The sequence below is a fragment of the Limnohabitans sp. 2KL-51 genome, assembly GCF_003063645.1.
In the GTDB taxonomy this organism is placed as follows: Bacteria; Pseudomonadota; Gammaproteobacteria; order Burkholderiales; family Burkholderiaceae_C; genus Limnohabitans_A.
Genome location: NZ_NESJ01000006.1, coordinates 56,221 through 75,376, shown reverse-complemented (window position 1 = coordinate 75,376; position 19,156 = coordinate 56,221). Strand labels below are relative to the sequence as shown.

Genomic DNA, 19,156 nt, shown 5'->3' with positions numbered 1-19,156 from the left:
GTTTCCTCCTCAGACGCCTGACATGCCCGGGTAAACCTGCACTTGTCACTTGTAACCAAATGGTTATGATGGTTTTGACAGGCACCTCAACCCTTGACGTGCCCAAGACCGGAGACAGCACCATGGCCATTGAAACCCCGGGTTACGCGTCCCAACATGCCGCGCTGGCAGCGCTGTCGTCGCGCTACGTCCAGGTCGACGAACTGCCGTGGCAAGCCACGCGTTTTCCGGGCATCCACATCAAAGTGCTGATGGAAGACGCCTCCACAGGCTTGCAAACCGTGCTCACCCGCATGGCGCCGGGCGCGACCCTCACCGACCACGAACATGTCGAGCTCGAACAAAGCTGGGTGCTCGAAGGCAGCCTGGTGGACCACGAAGGCGAGGTCACGGCAGGCAACTACGTCTGGCGCCCTGCGGGCAGCCGGCATTCGGCCAGCGCCCCGCATGGCGCACTGGTGCTGGGGTTTTTCCTCAAGCCCAACCGTTTTTACTGAGCGCTTTAAAGACCACCACGCCTGGAAAATAACTTATGAAATTTGGAGACTTCGTCAAGGTCAAATCCTTGTCCTGCCCGCAAGGCTTCAAGGAAAACCTGGAACGACTGGGTTTGCCAATGCCCTGCGATGACGAGCTGGAATCGGGAGACACCGCCGCCATGGCGCAACCCCTGACGGTTTCCGGACTCAAGGTCGGCAACCGATACGCCATTCACCCCATGGAAGGCTGGGACGGTCTGGCCGATGGCAACCCGTCTGACAACACCCGCCGTCGCTGGACACTGTTTGGCCGGTCCGGCGCCAAAATGATTTGGGGCGGCGAAGCGGTGGCGGTCCGTCACGATGGCCGTGCCAACCCCAAACAATTGGTCATGAACGCGCAAACGCAATCGGGCATTGCGCAACTGCGTGAAGGTCTGGTTCAGGCCCACCGCGAAAGCATGGGCAGCGACAAAGACCTGGTCATTGGCTTGCAGCTGACACACTCGGGCCGTTTTTGCAAACCCAACCTAGAAACTCGCATGGAACCTCGGGTGCTGTACAAGCACCCACTGCTCGATGGCCGCTTTGGTCCCAAGGAAAACATCGTCGTCATGTCCGACGGCGAAATTCGCCAGCTGATCGAGGACTATGTGGTGGCCGCAAAGCGTGCCTGGGACTGTGGCTTTCAGTTCGTCGACCTCAAACACTGCCACGGTTATTTGGGCCACGAATTCCTGTCGGCCAAAACACGTGAAGGCGACTTTGGTGGCTCCCTGCACAACCGCACCCGCTTCGTCCGAGAACTGGCGCAAGGCATCCGCGCCGAAGTGCCGGGCATGGCCTTGGGTGTGCGCTTGTCAGCGGTGGATTTTTTGCCCTACAAAGCCGACCCGAGCCTGTCCGACGACGAATCCCTGGGCCCTGGCATTCCGGTTGATTACGCCAACGCCCTGCCCTACCGCTACGGCTTTGGCGTCAACGAATCCAACCCGCTGCTTTACGCCCTGGACGAGACAGCGCAATTTCTCAAAGTGCTGGAATCCCTGGACATTTCCATGGTCAACGTGACCGTGGGCAGCCCGTATTACACCCCCCACGTCACCCGCCCGGCGCTGTACCCGCCTTCAGACGGCTACCAGCCCCCTGAAGACCCCTTGGTGGGGGTCATGCGCCATCTGGAGATCGTGCGGGACCTCAAGAAAATGTTCCCCGCCATGGCGTTTGTCGGCAGCGGCTACACCTACTTGCAAGAGTTCCTGCCGCATGTGGCCCAAGCCGTGGTCAAGCAAGGTTGGACCGACTTTGTGGGCTTGGGCCGCATGGTGCTGGCCTACCCCGAATTGCCCGCCGACGTGCTGGCCGGTCGGGCCATGCAGCGCAAACGCCTGTGCCGCACATTCAGCGACTGCACCACCGCGCCACGCAATGGCTTGGTATCGGGCTGCTATCCGCTGGACACACATTACAAAAAGTCGCCGCAAATGGCCGTGCTCACCCAAATCAAAAAAGCCGCCAAGTTGTCCTGATCATTCCCTTGCCATGCCAGCCCGCCCCACCAAAACCACCACGCGCAACCCCGAGGACAGCCGCGAGCGCATCTTGCAAGCGGCCCGCCAAGAGTTTGCTGCGCACGGCTTGGGTGGCGCACGGGTGGACCGCATTTCACAGCAAGCGGGCATCAACAAGCGGATGCTCTACCACTACTTTGGCAACAAGGACGACTTGTTTGGCGCCGTGCTGGAAGCCAATTACGCCAACAAGCGCGCATCCGAACAGGCCATGCGCCTGGAAAACGAAGAACCGCGCGAAGCCATCCGCAAACTGGTGACGCTGACCTGGAATTACTACATCGATCACCCCGAGTTCATGAACCTGCTCAACAGTGCCAACTTGCACCAAGCCCGGCATGTTCAGGCTTCTTCCACCGTCAAGAAGATGCGCAACCCGTTCATCCACATGATCGGTAATATTCTGGACAACGGTGTCAAAGCGGGCGTGTTCAAGCCCGGGGTCGACCCCGTGCAGCTGTACATCTCCATCGCGGGACTGTCCTACTTTTACCTGTCCAACCAGCATACCTTGTCGGCCATCTTCGGGCGCAAATTGCTCAGCCCTGTCGCCAAAACCAAACGCCTGGACCACATGGTGGACATGGTGCGGTCTTACCTGGAACACGACGCATGAACCTGCCTCTTGAATTCACCGACGAAGCACACCTGGAAGACGTCATGAGCACGCCTTCGCTCGCGCTGGTACAAAGCCTGGCGAAGCTCCAAGGCGACATCCTCATCTTGGGTGTGGCGGGCAAAATGGGCCCCACGCTGGCGCGCATGGCCAAGCGGGCAGCACCCCACAAACGCGTGATCGGGGTGGCGCGGTTTTCTAACCCGCAACTGCAACGCAGCCTGAGCGCGCAGGGCATTGAATGCATTCAGGCCGACTTGTTGTCGGCCGAGGCTCTGGCCGCCTTGCCCGATGTGCTCAACGTGGTGTTCATGGCGGGCCGAAAATTCGGCTCGCAAGGCAGTGAATGGCTGACCTGGGCCATGAACGCCCATGTGCCCGCGCTGGTCGCTCAACGCTACAAAAACGCCCGCATCGTGGCGTTTTCCACTGCTTGCGTGTATCCGTTTGTCGATGTGCATGGCCCCGGCGCACCCGAAAGCCTGGCCCCCACACCACCCGGCGAATACGCCAATTCGTGTGTGGCCCGCGAACGCATGTTCGAACACTTCTCGCACGAGCACCAAACTGCGGGCTGCCTGCTGCGACTGTCTTACGCCATCGACATGCGGTATGGCGTGCTGCACGATGTGGCGCGCACCATTTGGCAGGGGCTGCCACTGTCGGTGGCCATGGGCCACGCCAACATCATCTGGCAGGGCGATGCGAACGACCTGGCCTTGCGCGCCCTGAGCGCCTGCACCACGCCCACCTCGGCCATCAACCTCAGCGGTCCACCCATTTCCATACGCGATGTCGCCAAACGCTTGGCAGCCCGCATGGGCAAAACCGTGCAGCTCACCGACACCGAAGGATCCACCGCCTGGCTAGTCGACTGCCGCAAGGCCGATGCCTTGTGGGGCCCGCCCTCGGTGGCGCTGGACACCCTGTTGGACTGGACGGCCGCCTGGGTCATGAAAGGCCACAAATCCTTGGACAAACCCACCCACTTTGAGGTTCGCGATGGCCACTACTGATGTGTCAGGCTTGCTGCCCGAAAGCGTGTCGCAGGTGCTGCGCCAAGGTGCGGTGATCCCAGCGCACCCGCTGGCCCTCAATGCCCAGCGCCAGCTCGACCCGGTCAGGCAAAGGGCGCTCAGCCGCTACTACCTCGATGCCGGCTCTGGGGGTCTGGCCGTCGGCGTGCACACCACCCAATTTGCCATCCGTGAAAACGGGCTGTACGCCCCCGTGCTGGAAATGGCCATGCAAACGGCCCACGACTGGACCCCATTGGGCGGCAAGCGCCCCTTGGCCATGATTGCAGGCGTGGCCGGCCCCACCGGCCAAGCCTGCGCCGAAGCCGCCACGGCCAAAGCCATGGGCTACCACGCAGGCCTCCTAAGCCTCGCGGCGCTGCGCGGTGCCGGCGAAACCGAGATCCTGGCGCACTGCCGCGCGGTGGCGCAGGTCATTCCGCTGGTGGGTTTTTACCTGCAGCCCGCTGTGGGTGGCGTGGTACTGTCGGCCGCCTTCTGGGAAGCCTTTGCCCGCATCGAACAAGTCGTAGCCATCAAGATGGCACCCTTCAACCGCTACCGCACCCTGGACGTGATTCGTGGCGTGGTCGCAGCCCGAGCCGAAGACCGCATCACGCTCTACACCGGGAACGACGACCACATCGTGCTGGACCTGGTCACCCCTTTTCACGTCAAGCGCGGCGCCGAATCCGTGCAAGTGCGCATCCGTGGCGGCCTGCTGGGGCATTGGAGCGTCTGGACCCACAAGGCGGTTGCGCTGCTGCAGCGTTGCCAGCAAGAAGCCGCCCGCGACCACGTGTCGGCGCAGCTGCTGGCCCTGGATTCGCAAGTCACCGATGGCAACAGCGCCCTGTTCGATGTGGCCCATGACTTTGCCGGTTGCATCGCGGGTTGCCACGAAGTTTTGCGCCGCCAGGGCTTGCTCGAAGGCATCTGGTGCCTCGACCCGCACGAGGCCCTGAGCCCAGGACAAGCCGAAGAAATCACCCGGGTCAGCCAAGCTTACCCAGACTTGACCGATGACGATTTTGTAGCCCAGCACCTGGCCCGATGGCTGGGTGCTTAGCGTTTTCGTGTGGCTGTTGCAAGACAGCTTGTTTTTAAACTTTGATCCATGAAATGAGGAGACAGCAATGAAAAAGCGGACATTGATTCAAGCCATCGCCCTGGGACTGGCCCTGGGCACAGGCGCCAGCGCCATGGCGCAGGCCACCTGGAAACCCAACAAACCCATCAATTTGATCGTTCCCTGGGCCGCAGGTGGCTCCACCGACCAAATCACCCGCATCGCAGCGGCCGAGATTGAAAAAACTCTGGGTCAAAAAATCGTGGTGGTCAACCAGCCCGGTGCCTCGGGCTCGATTGGCAGCAAGAACGCCTGGGAAGCCCCTCGGGATGGCTACACCTGGACCGCAGGCGCGGCGCAAGACCTGGGCACCTACCAGGCCCTGGGCATGCTCAATGCCGGCATCAAAGACTGGCACCTGTTTTTGCATGTGGCCAACATCGCCGTGATCAGCGTGAACCCGTCCACACCCTATCAAAACATCGGGCAATTTCTCGATGCGATGAAAACCAAATCCGACATCAAGGTGGCCACGGCCGGCGTGACCTCGGGGGGGCACAACGCGATGGAAGCCATCGTGGCCGTCACGGGCAACAAGTACCGCCATGTCACCTATGACGGCGGCAACCCAGCCGTCATCGCCACCGTGTCCGGCGAGACCGATGCCACCTCACAACTGGCCGTCGAGCAAGCCGAAATGATTCGCGGCAAACGGCTGCGCCCCCTGGCCACGGTGTCGGACAAGCCGCTCGAAATTGAGGGTCATGGCGTGATCGAGCCGATCTCCAAGACCCTTGCCAACTTCAAGGCTCCGGCAAACTACTTTGGCATCTTTATTCCCAAAGGTGTGCCCGCCGAAGTGGTGGCCACGGTCGAGCGCATCTGGACCACCCAGATCGCCAACAACGAAGCCATCAAGAAATACGCTGTGAACCGGGGCGCCTTCTTTGGCCCCGCCAGTGGTGAGGCCGCACAAGCGGCGGCCTTCCCCGCCGTGCAGGCCAACGCCTGGCTGTTGCACAACGGTGGCAAAACCAAGGTGTCGCCCGACACCGTGGGCATCGCCAAACCCTGACGGCACCACATGGGGCAGGCGCTGACCTGCCCCACTTTGACAAAGGCCTGCCATGAGCATGGAAGTAGAAGAAGACGAAGTGGTGTCACCCCGCGCGGACTTGATCGCAGCGGTGCTGTGGGTGGCATTTGGCTTGGCGGTGAGCATCGGCTCCTGGCGCATGGACCGGCTCGAAAAGCTCAGCATCAACCCCTATGAAGTTCCAGGCTTGGTGCCCTTTTTTTTGGGTTGCGCCATCACGGTGTTGGGTGTGGTGCTCTTCATTCGGGCCTGGGCTCAGGGCGGCTGGCAATCACCCACAGCCTTGGCCAAAGTCCAAGACACCCCCTTGTTACGACACATGGCGCTGGTGTTTGGCTGGTCGCTGTTTTATGCGCTGGTGCTGGTAGGCACCGGGCTGCCTTTCATGCTGGGCACCTTCTTGTTCATCACCGTGTTCATTGGCGTGCTGGACCGTCAACGGCAAATCGAAATGGGCCGATCGGCCACTGCCCAGTGGGTGCGCGCGGCCATCTACGGCGGCTGCTGGAGCGTGCTGGTGGCCCTTTCTTTTGAATACATCTTTTTAGTCAGGTTGCCTTGATGTTTGATGGACTCTTTGCATTCGGGCACTCGCTGGCGTCGTTCATGACGCTCGAATCGGTGTTCATGGCGCTGGCCTCATCGCTGGTCGGTGTGATCATTGGCGCCCTGCCGGGCCTGACCGCCACCATGGGTGTGGCGCTCATGACCACGCTGACCATCAAGCTGCCTTCCAGCCAGGCCTTGCTGATCCTGATTTGCACCTACGTGGGGGCCATCTACGGTGGCAGCCGCAGTGCCATCTTGCTCAACATCCCGGGCACCCCGGCTTCGGCCGCCAGTTGCTTGGACGGCTATGCCCTTGCCCGCCAAGGACATGCGGGCCGTGCCATGGGCATTGCCACCACTGGCTCGGTGCTGGGCACCTTGATCGGCATGTTCTTTTTAGCCCTGTTCACGCCCTTGCTGGGGGACGTTGCGCTCAAATTCGGCGCCTATGAATTTTTCTGGCTCGCCGTATTTGGCGTCATCATCTCGGCCACATTGACCGGCGGCGATGCCCTCAAAGGCTGGATCTGCGGCTTTGCAGGCTTGTTCGTGGCCACCATTGGGCAAGACGGCATCCATGCCTTCGAGCGCTTTTCCTTTGACAACCGCGACCTGGCCGGTGGCTTTTCATTGGTGCCCGCGCTGGTGGGTGCTTTTGGTTTCGCAGAAATTTTGGTGGCTATGAAAGAGCGGCGCCCCGTCCCCAAAATCAACCCCTTTGACACCGTCATTCCCAAACTCAAGGACGTGTTTCAGTACTGGCGCACGATCTTGCGATCCGGCATCATTGGCACCTTTATCGGCATTGTCCCGGGTGTCGGCGAAGACGTAGCCGCTTGGTCTTCTTATGCCGCCGCCAAACGGGCCAGCAAGGAAAAAGAAAAATTCGGCAAAGGCTCCATCGAAGGCCTGATGGCGGCCGAAACCGGTGACAACGCCTGCGTGCCCGGGGCCATCATCCCAGTGCTGACTTTGCAAATCCCGGGCTCGGCACCGGCTGCGGTGCTGATGGCAGCCATGCTTATCCACGGCGTCAAACCCGGCCCCATGATCATGCTCGAGTCGCCCCAATTTGTGTACGACGTGGTCGCCATGATGCTGCTGGCCACCATCGGCATCCTGATCTATGGCCTGGTCTTGACCAAGTTGCTGGTCAAGGTGCTACGCGTGCCCACCACCCTCATCGTCCCCATGATTTTTGTGCTGTGCGTGGTCGGCACCTACGCCCTGTCCTCACGCCTGTTTGACGTGTGGACCATGCTGTTCTTTGGTGTGCTGGGCTATGTGCTGCGCCAATACAAATTTCCGGTGGCCCCGCTGGTTTTGGGCATTGTGTTGGGCGACCTGATGGAAAAAAGCCTGCGCCGGGGGTTGGTGCTGTCCGATGGCGATCTGACGCCCTTCTTCACCCGCCCAATTGCCGGTTCCATTTTTGCGCTGATCGCCATCATCTTGCTGATGCGCGCGCCTTTTATGAAAAACTTTTTAAAGCGCCAAAGCTCATGAAGATCGCCCTATGCAACGAAGTCCTGGCACCCATGCCGTTTGCGGCGCAATGCCAGATGGCCCGTGACATGGGCTACATGGGGTTAGAGGTTGCCCCCTTCACCCTGACCGACAACCCCGAAAGTTTGACCACCGCCCAGGCTCGGCAATATGCCCAGGTGGCAGCAGATCATGGTCTGGCGGTCACCGGCTTACATTGGCTGCTGGTCAAACCCGAAGGCTTGTCCATCACCCACCCGGACGCCCAAGTTCGCCAGGCCACCACCGACTTTTTGAAACACCTGTGCGAAATTTGCGCCGCCATGGGCGGGCGTTACCTGGTACATGGCTCGCCCAAACAACGCAGCATCCATCCGGGGCAAACCCATGACCTGGCCCTGGCCCTGGCGCAAGACGTGCTGGCCCAGGTGGCGCAAACCGCGCAAAGCTTTGGCGTAACCTATTGCCTGGAGCCGCTGTCGGCCGACCAAACCCCGCTCATCAACACCGTGGCCCAAGCCGCAGCGGTGGTGCAACAGATCGACAACCCGTTTTTCAAAACCATGCTGGACACCAGTTCGGCCGGTTTGGCCGAAACCCTGTCCATGCCCGAACTCATCGACCTGTGGATGCCCCAGGGCGTCATGGCGCATGTGCAGGTCAACGACCCCAACCGCCGCGCCCCCGGTCAGGGCCAAATGCCGTTTGGCCCCATCCTGGCGGCCCTGCAGCGGCAGGCCTACAGCGGTGTGGTGGCCGTTGAGCCGTTTGATTATTTCCCCGATGGCCCCGGCTGCGCCGCCTGGTCAGCCGCCTACCTCAAGGGCCTGCTGGAAAACGCAGCGACCCCTACGTCACCTTCGCACTGAAACCCGAGACACACCCCATGCAACCCAGCCTTCGCATTGCCGAGATTGAACTGCTTGAAATTCCGGTGGTCCTGCGCATGCCCTTTCGCTTTGGCGTGGTCACGCTGCGCCAGTGTTTTCAGGCCTTTGTGCGGGCCCGCATCGTCATGCCCGATGGCCAAAGCCATTGGGGCGCCTCGGCCGAAATGATCGTGCCCAAATGGTTTGACAAAAACACCCAGCTCAGCGACGAAGACAACTTCGAACAAGAGCGCCGTGTGCTGCGACTGGCACAAGCCGCCTACTTGGCCGATGGCAGCCCCGACACCGCCTTTGGCCACTTTGCGCGCCACCACGAAGCCCACCTGCGCGCCTGCGCCGCAGAAAACCTCAACCCGCTGTTGGCCAACTACGGCCCTGCGTTGATTGACCGCGCCCTGATCGACGCCCTGTGCCGCGGCCTGGGCCAATCGTTTTATGCCGCCGTGCAGCACAACACCCTCGGCATCGACGAACGCATGCCCTCATTTCAGGGCTTGAACATGGCCCCGTTTCTGGCCAGCCTCAAGCCAGCCACAACACTTCACGCGCGGCACACCGTGGGCCTGCTCGACGCCATCACGCGGCAAGACGTAACCGAGCCCGTCAACGACGGACTGCCCGAAACTTTGCAAGAAGTGCTGCAGGTCTACGGCCACCGGTATTACAAACTCAAGGTCAGCGGCCGCATCGACGCCGACATTGATCGGCTCTGCGCCATCGCCTCGGTGCTGGACAGCCTGCCTGAGCCCTACCACGCCACGCTGGACGGCAACGAGCAATACCAAAGCGCCGAGCAACTGCTCGAACTGCTCACGCGCATGCGCGCACAACCCGCCCTGCAAAGGCTGGTGGCCAGCATCCTGTTCATCGAACAACCCATCAACCGCCTGCACGCGATGGACATCGACCTGAACAAAATGGACCTGGGCATGCCCGTCATCGTGGACGAATCCGATGGCCTGCTCGACACCTTTGTGATGGCCCGCGAACGGGGCTACACCGGCATCTCCAGCAAAACCTGCAAAGGGGTGTATCGCTCGCTGCTGAATGCCGCACGCTGCGTCGCCTGGAACCAAGAAGCGTCCACGCCAGGGCGCTATTTCATGTCGGCCGAAGACCTGACGGTGCAAGCCGGTTTGTCGGTGCAGCAAGACCTGGCCTTGGTCAACCTGATTGGCGTGACCCATGTCGAGCGCAATGGGCACCACTATGTGAACGGCCTCCAATCGCGTCCAGCAGCCGAGCAAGCCGCCTTTTGCCAGGCCCACCCCGACCTGTACGAACACAGCCACGGCGCTGCCCGCCTGCGCATCCGCGAAGGCCAGCTCCACATCGCATCGCTCAATGCGCCCGGCTACGCCAGTGCTGTGATGCCAGATTTTTCTGCCATGCGACCCCTCTGAAAAAACAGCCCAACATTGCAACACCCGTGCCGGATTAAGCCAACCCACTGGAGACATCATGAAAACATCTCAACGAACAGCTCTGATATCCATGACCTGCATGGCGCTGCTAGCCCCATGGAACGCCAATGCTCAAGGGGCCTATCCCAACAAACCGATCAGAGTGATCGTGCCATTTGCGCCTGGCAGCACGACCGACATCATTGCCCGCGCGATTTCAGACAAAATGAGCCAGAGCATGGGGCAAGCTCTGGTCATTGAGAACCGTGGAGGCGCAAGCGGCACCATCGGTCAGCAAGCGGTCGCCACGGCTGCACCTGATGGCTACACCATCATGATTCACTCCTCATCGCACACCGTCAGTCCTTCGACCTTTGCCAAGTTGCCATTTGACACGGTCAACGACTTTGCAGGCGTGACCCCGATTTCCAGCACACCCAATGTGCTGGTCATGTCGCCTGCCAAGAACATCAAGACGCTGCAAGAATTGCTCACTGCTGCGCGCACCAAGCCAGGGGGAATGAATTTTGCATCTGCTGGTCAAGGCAGTGCGACGCATTTGAATGCTGAAAAATTCAAATTGGCAGCAAAAATCGAAGCCACCAATATTCCTTTCAAGGGTTCCGGCGAGGCGGTGACCGAAGTCATCTCTGGTCGTGTTGATTACTATTTTTCACCCATAGCGCCCGTCATAGGTCAAATTCGAAGCGGTCAATTGGTCCCATTGGCCGTCGGCTCATCCAAGCGAGCCAGTGCTTTGCCGCAAGTGCCGACCACTGCAGAAGCCGGCGTGCCTGGCTCAGAATTCAATTTCTGGATTGGCATGATGGTCCCCGGGAAAACGCCCAAAGACATTGTCAACCGCTTGAATGAAGAGGTCGTTAAGGCCTTGGCAACTGCCGAAGTAAAAGAGCGTTTTGTCACCTTGGGCGCTGATGTCTGGACCATGAAACCCGATCAATTTGACGCCTATATACGCGATGAAATCAAAAGCAACGCGGTGCTGGTGAAAGCTGCAGGGCTCTCACCTGCCCCATGAACGCCAACGCCAAACAGCCTTGGCAAATCCGCCAGAACTTTTGATGCACGGCCTTTTTCAAATACGTTTACACCCTCACCAAAAGGCAAAGCTGTGACCTTGACTTTGAATCTGCCAACCGCTATGGGTGGCCTGGAAACTTACAAACTGCGCGGCAGCGCACCTTTGAAACCCAAGTTTCATGCGCCATTCAACCGCATGGCCTACTCAGCCGCACATGTGGTGTCCGATCCACTGGCCGCGGTGGACCCTTGGCTTCAATGTGCGGTGGATTGGGATGCCACAATCGCTTACAGACGCCACTTGTGGTCTTTGGGCCTGGGGGTGGCCGAGGCCATGGACACCGCGCAGCGTGGGATGGGTCTGGACTGGCCAACTTCATTGGAACTGATCCGTCGCACACTGGATGCAGCCCAGGATGTACCGGGATCCCAAGTAGCCTCTGGCTGCGGCACAGACCATCTGGTGTTGGACGATGTCACCAGTGTCGATGAAGTCATTGCAGCCTACGAAGCACAATTGGAGGCGATTGAAAAGCTGGGGGGCAAACTCATCATCATGGCCAGTCGGGCACTGGCGCGTGTGGCCAAGAGCCCCGCAGACTATGAGCGCGTTTACGACCGAATTTTGAGTCAGGTCAAACAACCCGTGCTGCTTCATTGGCTGGGCGACATGTTTGACCCTGCGCTCAAAGGCTACTGGGGCAGCACGGATTTAGCGCAAGCTATGAACACAGCCTTAGGCATCATTCAAGCGCACTCTGCAAAGGTAGATGGCGTCAAAATTTCCTTGCTCGACAAAGACAAGGAAATCGCCATGCGCCGTCGCCTACCATCCGGCGTGCGCATGTACACCGGTGACGACTTCAACTATGCCGAACTGATTGCGGGCGATGGTTTTGGACCTGACATCGTCAATGGGCAAAGCGACGCGCTGCTGGGCATATTCGACGCGATTGCACCAGCCGCCAGTGCGGCACTGGCTGCGCTGGCTGAAGGCAAGCTGGATACATTTCACGCGATCCTTGGGCCTACGGTCCCCTTATCACGCCATATTTTCATGGCACCAACACGTTACTACAAAACGGGCGTGGTCTTCATGGCTTGGCTCAACGGTCACCAAAGCCATTTCAGCATGATTGGCGGGCAGCAAAGCACGCGTTCAGTTCAACATCTGGCAGAGTTGTTCCGATTGGCCGATGAGGCCAACCTTTTCGAGCATCCCGAATTGGCTGTTCATCGAATGAAAGCTCTGATGTCCATCCACGGTGTGGAATAAACCTGGTCATGGGTGACTGACGATGCCTTGGCATCTTGGTCAATTTGTCCGCAAAGTCGAAGTTGCCAGGCAGACAAGCACTTCAGGCAAAAAAAACAAGTTCTCAGCCTCCTGAGTGAATAGGCCCAGGGCGATTCAAGGCGTAAAAAAACCCCTCTGAAGGGGTTTTTTCTTAGCTGCATAAAGATTACTTCTTAACGCAAGCAGCATTCTTTTCATTTTCCTTTTTGGAACAGTCGACTTTTTTGTCGTCCATTTTGCCGCCGCCATGGCTGCCAGCGAAGGAAGGAGCCGACATCAGCATGAAAGCCGAAACGAGAGCGGTCATCACGATTTTCATAGAAACACCTTCGAGGTATGAGGTTGAATTTAAAAGCCAAAATCACGTGTCAGAGTTAACCAACACGAAAATATCTTAGCAAGTATCAAAGGCACACGCTGATTATGGACAAACGCCAGACGCACGCAAAAGCACTTGCCAAGACCTGCTTGTCAGTGGCCCTTGCTTGGATTTTTATCCTGGGGACGCTGGTCAATTCAGTTCGGGCACAAGAGCGGTTTTCGCCTGCCGCGTCTGCCGTTGTCTTGGCTACTTCGGTGCATGGTCAAGGGGGGCGTCAGGCTGCCTTGCGTCAACTGGACAAGGACTGGCGCGCGCGCCCCGAAGACCTGAACGCGTCTCTGGCTTATGCCCGCGCCGTATTCACCTTGGGTCTGTCCGAGGGCGATTTGCGTTGGTTCGGCTCGGCCAAAGCGGCTTTGCAACCTTGGTGGCTGGCCGAAGGCTTGCCTGCCGACGGCCTTTTTTTGCGAGGGCTGGTCAAGCAGGGCTTTCACGCATTCGATGCGGGCTTGAAAGACATCAATAAGGCGATTGCCTTGGAGCCACGTCGTGCCGAGTTTTGGTCTTGGCGCTTTGCCCTCCACTTACTGCTGGCTGATATGGACTCCGCGCAGCAAGATACGCAAGAGATGCAGCGTTTGTTCGGCGCAGAAGAAGCCGATGTTTACCGCGCTGTTTTGCTCTACCGCACCGGACAGCCCTTGGTAGCCGTGCAAATGCTGAACCGGGCTGTCCGTTCACCCAATTACCAAGATGCATCCTCCCAAGATTGGTTGGGCTTTCACCTGGGCGAAGCACACCGCGTGGCTGGGCAGCCTGCCCTGGCCATCGCCGTTTGGAGCGAACGGCTCAAGGTCAGCTCGCAGTCCCACCTGCTCAGACTCTCACTGGCCGAGTTACTCAATCAACAAGGCCGCTTCATTCAGGCCAAAGCGATGGCCATGAACCAGCGCGACTTGGGCAGCCTCACCGATGCGCTGCTCATGCAAGCCCTGCTGGCCTGTCGCAGCCTGAAAGACGCCGATGAAACCCGATTGGCCAGCCAGATGGCTGCGCGTTTGAAAGCACAAGCGCTGCGGCAGGAGTCGCTGATTGAGCGTCCAAAATTGATTTACCAGATTGCCTATGGTCAAGACATGGCCGCGGGCCTGGCCCTTTCCATTGAAAACTGGCAGCTGCAAAAAGAACCTCCTGATGCGCTGCTGTTTGCGCAAGCTGCGCTGGCGCTTGCACAGCCCCGGGCGGCAGAGCCCGTGGTGATCTGGGCAGAAAAAACGGGCTACACCGACCCGCATTTGGGGCCGCTCATGCAGCAACTCAAAGCGCACCCCCGTTGGTCGGGGCCGCGTTCATGAATACGCGCTGGCCATACCCCGGCAGTCTGCCAGCACTGCGCCATGCGGCCATGGCTTGCATGGTGTTTTGGAGCCTGTTTTTCGCAGGCAACTTGTGGGCGCACTCCAGCAGCAACAGCTACCTCACGCTCAGCATGCCCTCTGAGCAACTGACCTTGCGCGCTGATATCCACTTGCGTGACCTTGACTTGATCTTTGACCTGGACGGCAACCGTGATGGCCAAGTCACTTGGGCCGAGACCCAGTCTCGCCTTGCGGAGTTGAACGCCTGGCTGTTGCAGGGCATTGCGCTGAGCGCTGCGGGCCAAAGCTGCCCCTTGGGCGAGGCCGATTTGAAAGCCAGTCAACATGCCGACGGCCTGTATTTGAGTGCTTTATGGACCCCGTTGTGTCCTGCTGCTTTGGGCTCGGCGGACCGAACCACCATGAAGCTTCGGTATGACTTGATTTTTGCGCAGGACAATTTGCATCGGGGCTTGCTTCGGGTGGATTTTCCTGACTACCAAAGCAGTGCGCTGCTCAGCCCAGAGAGGCCAGAAGCCCAGGTCAGTGCCAACGACAGCCGTCCTTTGCGCGTATTTGGACGCTATGTGCTGGAGGGGGTCTGGCACATCTGGATCGGTATCGATCACATCGTCTTTCTTCTGAGCCTTTTGGTTCTGGCCCCGCTGCAGTCCTCACGCCAACGCGTCATGCACTGGCGTGCGGCCACGCAGGCCCGACCCGTGTTGCGCGATGTGCTGGCCGTTGTCACCGCATTCACGCTGGCGCACTCCATCACGCTGGGCCTGACCATTACCGGCTGGCTTACCCCGCCAGCCGATCTGGTGGAGCCAGCCATCTCCTTGTCAGTGGTGTTGGCCGCGTTGAACAACTTGCTGGGTTTCAGTGCACTCAAGCGCTGGCGGCTGGCTTTTGTCTTTGGTCTTGTGCATGGCTTCGGCTTTGCCAGCGTGTTGCTTGATCTGGGTTTGCCCGCCAGCGCTTTGATGGCCGCGTTGGGAGGCTTTAACGTGGGGGTGGAACTGGGTCAATTGGCCATTGTGGGTGTTTTTCTGCCCATGGCATGGTTGCTGCGCTATACCGCGTTTTACCGTTGGGTAGTGGTCGTCGGCGGTTCGGTGACTATCGTAGTTTTGGGCACATTTTGGACACTTCAGCGCATGGGTTGGCTGGCGTGATGTGGTTTTGTCAGGAAATCTCGACGCTGTGTCCCTTGATGTAAGTTTCTAAAAAACCGATTTGCTGACCCATTTGGCGAATGCTGTCCTTAACGACATCACCAATCGAAATCACGCCGACAACCCGCCCGGCTTCCACGACGGGCAGATGGCGAAAATTGCGAGAGGCCATCAAGCCCGTGCAGGCCTCAATGGGGTCCTGAAGCTTGACCGAGACCGGATCGACCGTCATGACTTCCTTGACCTGCACTTGCTTGGCATCCAGGCCCGGTAACAGCACCTTGATGGCGCAGTCGCCCTGCGTGAGTATCCCGACCAACTTGTCGTCGTTCATGACCAGGATCGCCCGAACGCGGTTGTCCCGCATGAGTTGCAGGGCAACGACCACTTTTTCATCGGGCCTGACGCTGATGACGACGACGGGTTGGGGCTTTTGCGCTAAGCATGTTTTTACGCTGGTCATGAAGATGCCTGTTGAGGATGTCTGTTGCTGATGTAAATAATTTTCTCACACGCTTGGAATTTTTGCAGGCGTTGCCCCACTCGTCCACAGAGTTGGCAGTTAATTTCGGTCATTCAAATGGCTAATCACCCAACAAGCCAACGCAATCAGCAAAATAGCGCCACTTTCATACAAAAGTATGGAGGGGTCTCCGTCCTTGCCCTGAAGAATGATCAGACGGCTCAGAGCCGTCATGGCAATGAACAAAGGTATGGTGATGGGGATTCGGTGACTGCTGTAGAACGCGCCAAGCATGCCCAAAACTTCCGCATAAATGAACATGAGCAGCAAGTCCTTCAGCGCAACGCTGCGCTGCTCGATCAAAACCATGACTTCTTGTGCCATGGCGCCCACCGTAAAAAGGGCGATGATGACCAGAAAACACTTTTCAGTCACATCAATGATTCGTTTTATCGACATCGAACTCTCCTGCGCAGTGGTTTAGTTTCAACATTATCAGACGAATCTGCTTGTCCCTGATTTTCGACACCCTTGGTCAAATCTGCGTTGGCAAGCCGATGGCCGCCACCGAAGTCAAAGTGAACACCACTGTCCGTTTTGAGCCGTCCCCAATCCAACATCCTGCTTAATTTTTGAGCAATAATGGGCGCTGCCAGATGAACGCGAGTGATTGAATTTACAAAACTCATGGAGACACCATGCCAGGTTCTATCCTTACACCGAATCAGCGTGCTCAGTACGATCAAGATGGTTACATCATGGTCCGAAAGCTTTTCGATGATGAAGAAATTGCGATACTGCGAACGGCAATAGAGAACGATGCCTCGATGCGCAGCCGCTTGTACGACCGCAACGATTCATCGGGCAAATCGACCCGAATGGCGACTTGGAATCATCCGGGCGACAGCGTCTATGGCCTTGCAGCGCGTTCGCATCGCGTGGTTGACACCATGGAGGATCTGCTTGGCGGCGAGGTGTATCACTACCACTCCAAGCTGACGGCCAAGGAACCGTTCGAAGGCGGGGCATGGGAGTGGCATCAGGATTACGGCTATTGGTATCACAATGGCTGCGTATTCCCTTACATGGCGAGCGTGATGGTCGCGCTCGATCGCAGCACGCGCGAGAATGGCTGCCTGCAGGTTGTCAAGGGATCGCACCAGTGTGGCCGCATCGAGCATGGCGTGCTGCCTGGAGAGCAGGTAGGCGCCGATCCAAGGCGGGTTGCAGAGATGCTCAAGCTGATGCCGATTGAATATGCGGAGATGGAGCCCGGCGATGGCCTGTTCTTCCACAGCAACGTGCTGCACCGCTCAGACCAAAATCGTTCAGAAAATCGCCGCTGGACTGTGCTGCACTGCTACAACGCTGCGCGCAACAACCCCTACCTGGAGCATCACCATCCTTTTTACACGCCGCTCGACAAGGTCGACGATGGCGCGATCAAGCGAGCAGGCGTGAAATTTGCCAGCGGCATCGATGAATTTCGGGAAAAGTCAGCCAATCCGCCAGAGTTAAATCGGACGATCAAATAAAGTTTTCTAAAACTGACCCGGTTATTTTTTATAAAGCAGCGCCATGAAGATCGTCGACATCCGGATTCATGTTTTAAAAAGCCCGCTTGCGGAACCATTCGCATTTTCTCAAGGCTGGGTTCGCCAGCGCAGTGCAACACTGGTGGAAGTGTTGACCGAAGAGGGAATTACAGGCTGGGGCGAAGCGTTCGCACAGGGCTTGGAGCCGCCAGAAATTGCAGCGGCTGCTATAGAACACGCATTGAAGCCATTAATTCTGGGCGCCAACGCATTGGATACCGAAGTGCTATGGCACAAGATGTACCACGCCACACGCGACTACGGCCGCAAAGGCTCGGTGATCGCTGCAATCAGCGCCGTCGACATCGCGCTCTGGGATATCGCCGGAAAAGCGCATGGCGTCCCTATCCATGTCTTGCTGGGCGGCGCGTTCAGAATGCGCGTTCAGCCCTATGCAACCGGCTTTTATCGCATCAAAGGTCAGGGTGAATCGGGACGACTGGCGGACGAGGCCATTCGTCACCACGAAGCGGGCTTTAAGATAATGAAGGTCAAGCTGGGCTACGGCGTAGACGACGACATCAAGTCCATGCAAGCCATCCGAGATGCCATCGATGGTCGTGGCATCACGCTCATGATCGACACGAACCATGCCTACGGCCGCGCGGAGGCGCTGCGCCTCGGTCGTGCACTTGATGGCTACAACTTGCGCTGGTACGAAGAGCCCGTAGTCCCGGAGGACCTGCTGGGGTATTCGGAGATGCGCGCGAAGTTAACGATGCCGATTGCAGGCGGTGAAAATGAGCACACGCTGTTCGGCTATCGAGACCTTTTTGCTGCAAACGCCGTCGACATTGCTCAACCAGACCTTTGTTCTTGCGGTGGAATCAGTGCGGCGCGCCACATCGTGACGCTGGCGCAGGCACACAGCGTTGCGGTCAATCCTCATGTATGGGGATCGGCTATTGCACAGGCGGCATCTCTGCAACTGATTGCAGCGCTACCAGTCACACATCACTCCTTGTTCGCACAGGAGCCTGTACTGGAATTTGACTGCTCCTCTCATCCTTTTCGACAACATTTGATCACCCAGCCCATTCAACAACATGACGGATGGGTGACGATACCGGATGGACCTGGGCTTGGCGTTGAGCTCGACCGCAGCGTGATTGAACGTTACCGATCTTGTTGAATGGCATGGGTCAATCAACACATGTATCTGGGCAGTTAAACGGTGTTAGTCGTCCACTCGAAATCAGAGTTTCTGCAGAATCAGAGGGCATCCATCATCCCTGCAGCGTGTTGTTTCCATGCCTCGCTTGCCAGCGACAGTAGAGCGCAGAAAAACAAACGTAGCTTTTATTTCAGCTCAGGTCCAAAATGCCTTCATGAGCAACAATCAAGAATCCCAAATCGCCACAGACGGTTTGCGCTACAAGAGCAAGGAAGGTGGCTCGCCCTTCAAAGACTCTGCCAACATGTCCTCGATCAGTTGCTACAAATGCGGGGTGCACAAGCCCAGGGCATTGGGCGTTTTCAAGATGATGATCAATCAACGCATGTTCATGTGCGGGGACTGCATGCCCCCAAAGTCTGAGTAAGTTTTGCCACCATCGTCGCTTTGATCCTACTGACGCTGGCGCTCCCAGCTGGGCAATTTTCATCCATTGGCCAGCAGCAAAACTCTCCATCGAACGCGTACGACATGCAAAAAAAATCCTGAGAGACTTCTTGTCGCGGCTGTACGAAGCGCTTTAAATTCCAAGCACCCATGGTGCTGGCTTTGTT

20 protein-coding genes are annotated in these 19,156 nt (G+C 58.2%); 17 read left to right on the top strand and 3 right to left on the bottom strand.

Annotated elements, in window-relative coordinates; translation table 11 throughout:
• The first annotated feature begins 122 nt into the window (after positions 1-122).
• The 12 genes from B9Z49_RS07805 to B9Z49_RS07750 all read left to right on the top strand — a co-directional run bounded on the left by B9Z49_RS07805 (position 123) and on the right by B9Z49_RS07750 (position 12,491).
• Positions 123-497: a cupin domain-containing protein gene (locus tag B9Z49_RS07805; RefSeq protein WP_108353034.1), complete on the top strand. Its 375-nt coding sequence runs from the start codon at positions 123-125 to the stop codon at positions 495-497.
• Positions 498-532: 35 nt separating this feature from the next.
• Entirely contained in the window at positions 533-2,008 is a 1,476-nt protein-coding gene (locus B9Z49_RS07800; protein ID WP_108352885.1) for an NADH:flavin oxidoreductase, read from the top strand.
• 13 nt (positions 2,009-2,021) lie between these two features.
• Positions 2,022-2,666, top strand: coding sequence for a TetR/AcrR family transcriptional regulator (locus tag B9Z49_RS07795; protein WP_108352884.1), 645 nt, complete (start codon positions 2,022-2,024; stop codon positions 2,664-2,666).
• Positions 2,663-3,682, top strand: coding sequence for an NAD(P)-dependent oxidoreductase (locus tag B9Z49_RS07790; protein WP_108352883.1), 1,020 nt, complete (start codon positions 2,663-2,665; stop codon positions 3,680-3,682). Before B9Z49_RS07795 ends, B9Z49_RS07790 begins: the two co-directional genes overlap by 4 nt.
• Entirely contained in the window at positions 3,669-4,751 is a 1,083-nt protein-coding gene (locus tag B9Z49_RS07785) for a dihydrodipicolinate synthase family protein (protein WP_108352882.1), read from the top strand. The genes B9Z49_RS07790 and B9Z49_RS07785 overlap by 14 nt, the downstream gene beginning before the upstream one ends.
• 67 nt (positions 4,752-4,818) lie before the next feature.
• Positions 4,819-5,826: a tripartite tricarboxylate transporter substrate binding protein gene (locus B9Z49_RS07780; protein ID WP_108352881.1), complete on the top strand. Its 1,008-nt coding sequence runs from the start codon at positions 4,819-4,821 to the stop codon at positions 5,824-5,826.
• Positions 5,827-5,878: 52 nt separating this feature from the next.
• The gene (locus B9Z49_RS07775) at positions 5,879-6,409 is read left to right on the top strand and encodes a tripartite tricarboxylate transporter TctB family protein (protein WP_108352880.1); all 531 of its coding nucleotides are present in this window, start codon (positions 5,879-5,881) and stop codon (positions 6,407-6,409) included.
• Entirely contained in the window at positions 6,409-7,902 is a 1,494-nt protein-coding gene (locus B9Z49_RS07770) for a tripartite tricarboxylate transporter permease (protein WP_108352879.1), read from the top strand. The genes B9Z49_RS07775 and B9Z49_RS07770 overlap by 1 nt, the downstream gene beginning before the upstream one ends.
• The gene (locus B9Z49_RS07765; protein WP_108352878.1) at positions 7,899-8,750 is read left to right on the top strand and encodes a sugar phosphate isomerase/epimerase; all 852 of its coding nucleotides are present in this window, start codon (positions 7,899-7,901) and stop codon (positions 8,748-8,750) included. The genes B9Z49_RS07770 and B9Z49_RS07765 overlap by 4 nt, the downstream gene beginning before the upstream one ends.
• A 17-nt stretch (positions 8,751-8,767) precedes the next feature.
• Positions 8,768-10,174 (top strand): mandelate racemase, encoded by a 1,407-nt coding sequence (locus B9Z49_RS07760; RefSeq protein WP_108352877.1) that lies wholly within the window; start codon positions 8,768-8,770, stop codon positions 10,172-10,174.
• Positions 10,175-10,232: 58 nt separating this feature from the next.
• Positions 10,233-11,213 carry a tripartite tricarboxylate transporter substrate binding protein gene (locus B9Z49_RS07755; protein ID WP_199225014.1) on the top strand — a complete coding sequence of 327 codons (981 nt, stop codon included), beginning with the start codon at positions 10,233-10,235 and terminating at the stop codon, positions 11,211-11,213.
• 93 nt (positions 11,214-11,306) lie between these two features.
• On the top strand, positions 11,307-12,491 hold the full coding sequence (locus tag B9Z49_RS07750) for a dihydrodipicolinate synthase family protein (RefSeq protein ID WP_108352875.1): 1,185 nt from the start codon (positions 11,307-11,309) through the stop codon (positions 12,489-12,491).
• Positions 12,492-12,678: 187 nt separating this feature from the next.
• On the opposite strand, the gene B9Z49_RS21765 is transcribed toward B9Z49_RS07750, so the two are convergent.
• Positions 12,679-12,831 carry a hypothetical protein gene (locus tag B9Z49_RS21765; protein WP_158270362.1) on the bottom strand — a complete coding sequence of 51 codons (153 nt, stop codon included), beginning with the start codon at positions 12,829-12,831 and terminating at the stop codon, positions 12,679-12,681.
• A gap of 104 nt (positions 12,832-12,935) precedes the next feature.
• Between B9Z49_RS21765 and B9Z49_RS07745 the strand changes: the two genes are divergently transcribed.
• On the top strand, positions 12,936-14,189 hold the full coding sequence (locus tag B9Z49_RS07745; RefSeq protein ID WP_108352874.1) for a hypothetical protein: 1,254 nt from the start codon (positions 12,936-12,938) through the stop codon (positions 14,187-14,189).
• The gene (locus B9Z49_RS07740) at positions 14,186-15,370 is read left to right on the top strand and encodes a HupE/UreJ family protein (RefSeq protein WP_233254557.1); all 1,185 of its coding nucleotides are present in this window, start codon (positions 14,186-14,188) and stop codon (positions 15,368-15,370) included. Before B9Z49_RS07745 ends, B9Z49_RS07740 begins: the two co-directional genes overlap by 4 nt.
• A 10-nt stretch (positions 15,371-15,380) precedes the next feature.
• Here B9Z49_RS07740 and B9Z49_RS07735 read toward each other — a convergent pair whose 3' ends face one another.
• Together B9Z49_RS07735 and B9Z49_RS07730 are read right to left on the bottom strand one after the other, a co-directional pair.
• Entirely contained in the window at positions 15,381-15,833 is a 453-nt protein-coding gene (locus B9Z49_RS07735) for a CBS domain-containing protein (protein WP_108352873.1), read from the bottom strand.
• Between the two features lie 99 nt (positions 15,834-15,932).
• Entirely contained in the window at positions 15,933-16,292 is a 360-nt protein-coding gene (locus B9Z49_RS07730; protein WP_108352872.1) for a phosphate-starvation-inducible protein PsiE, read from the bottom strand.
• A 239-nt stretch (positions 16,293-16,531) separates the two neighbouring features.
• Between B9Z49_RS07730 and B9Z49_RS07725 the strand changes: the two genes are divergently transcribed.
• The 3 genes from B9Z49_RS07725 to B9Z49_RS07715 all read left to right on the top strand — a co-directional run bounded on the left by B9Z49_RS07725 (position 16,532) and on the right by B9Z49_RS07715 (position 18,969).
• Positions 16,532-17,368: a phytanoyl-CoA dioxygenase family protein gene (locus B9Z49_RS07725; RefSeq protein WP_108352871.1), complete on the top strand. Its 837-nt coding sequence runs from the start codon at positions 16,532-16,534 to the stop codon at positions 17,366-17,368.
• A gap of 43 nt (positions 17,369-17,411) precedes the next feature.
• Positions 17,412-18,560: a mandelate racemase/muconate lactonizing enzyme family protein gene (locus B9Z49_RS07720; RefSeq protein ID WP_108352870.1), complete on the top strand. Its 1,149-nt coding sequence runs from the start codon at positions 17,412-17,414 to the stop codon at positions 18,558-18,560.
• Between the two features lie 196 nt (positions 18,561-18,756).
• Positions 18,757-18,969, top strand: coding sequence for a hypothetical protein (locus B9Z49_RS07715; RefSeq protein ID WP_108352869.1), 213 nt, complete (start codon positions 18,757-18,759; stop codon positions 18,967-18,969).
• Positions 18,970-19,156 lie beyond the last annotated feature (187 nt).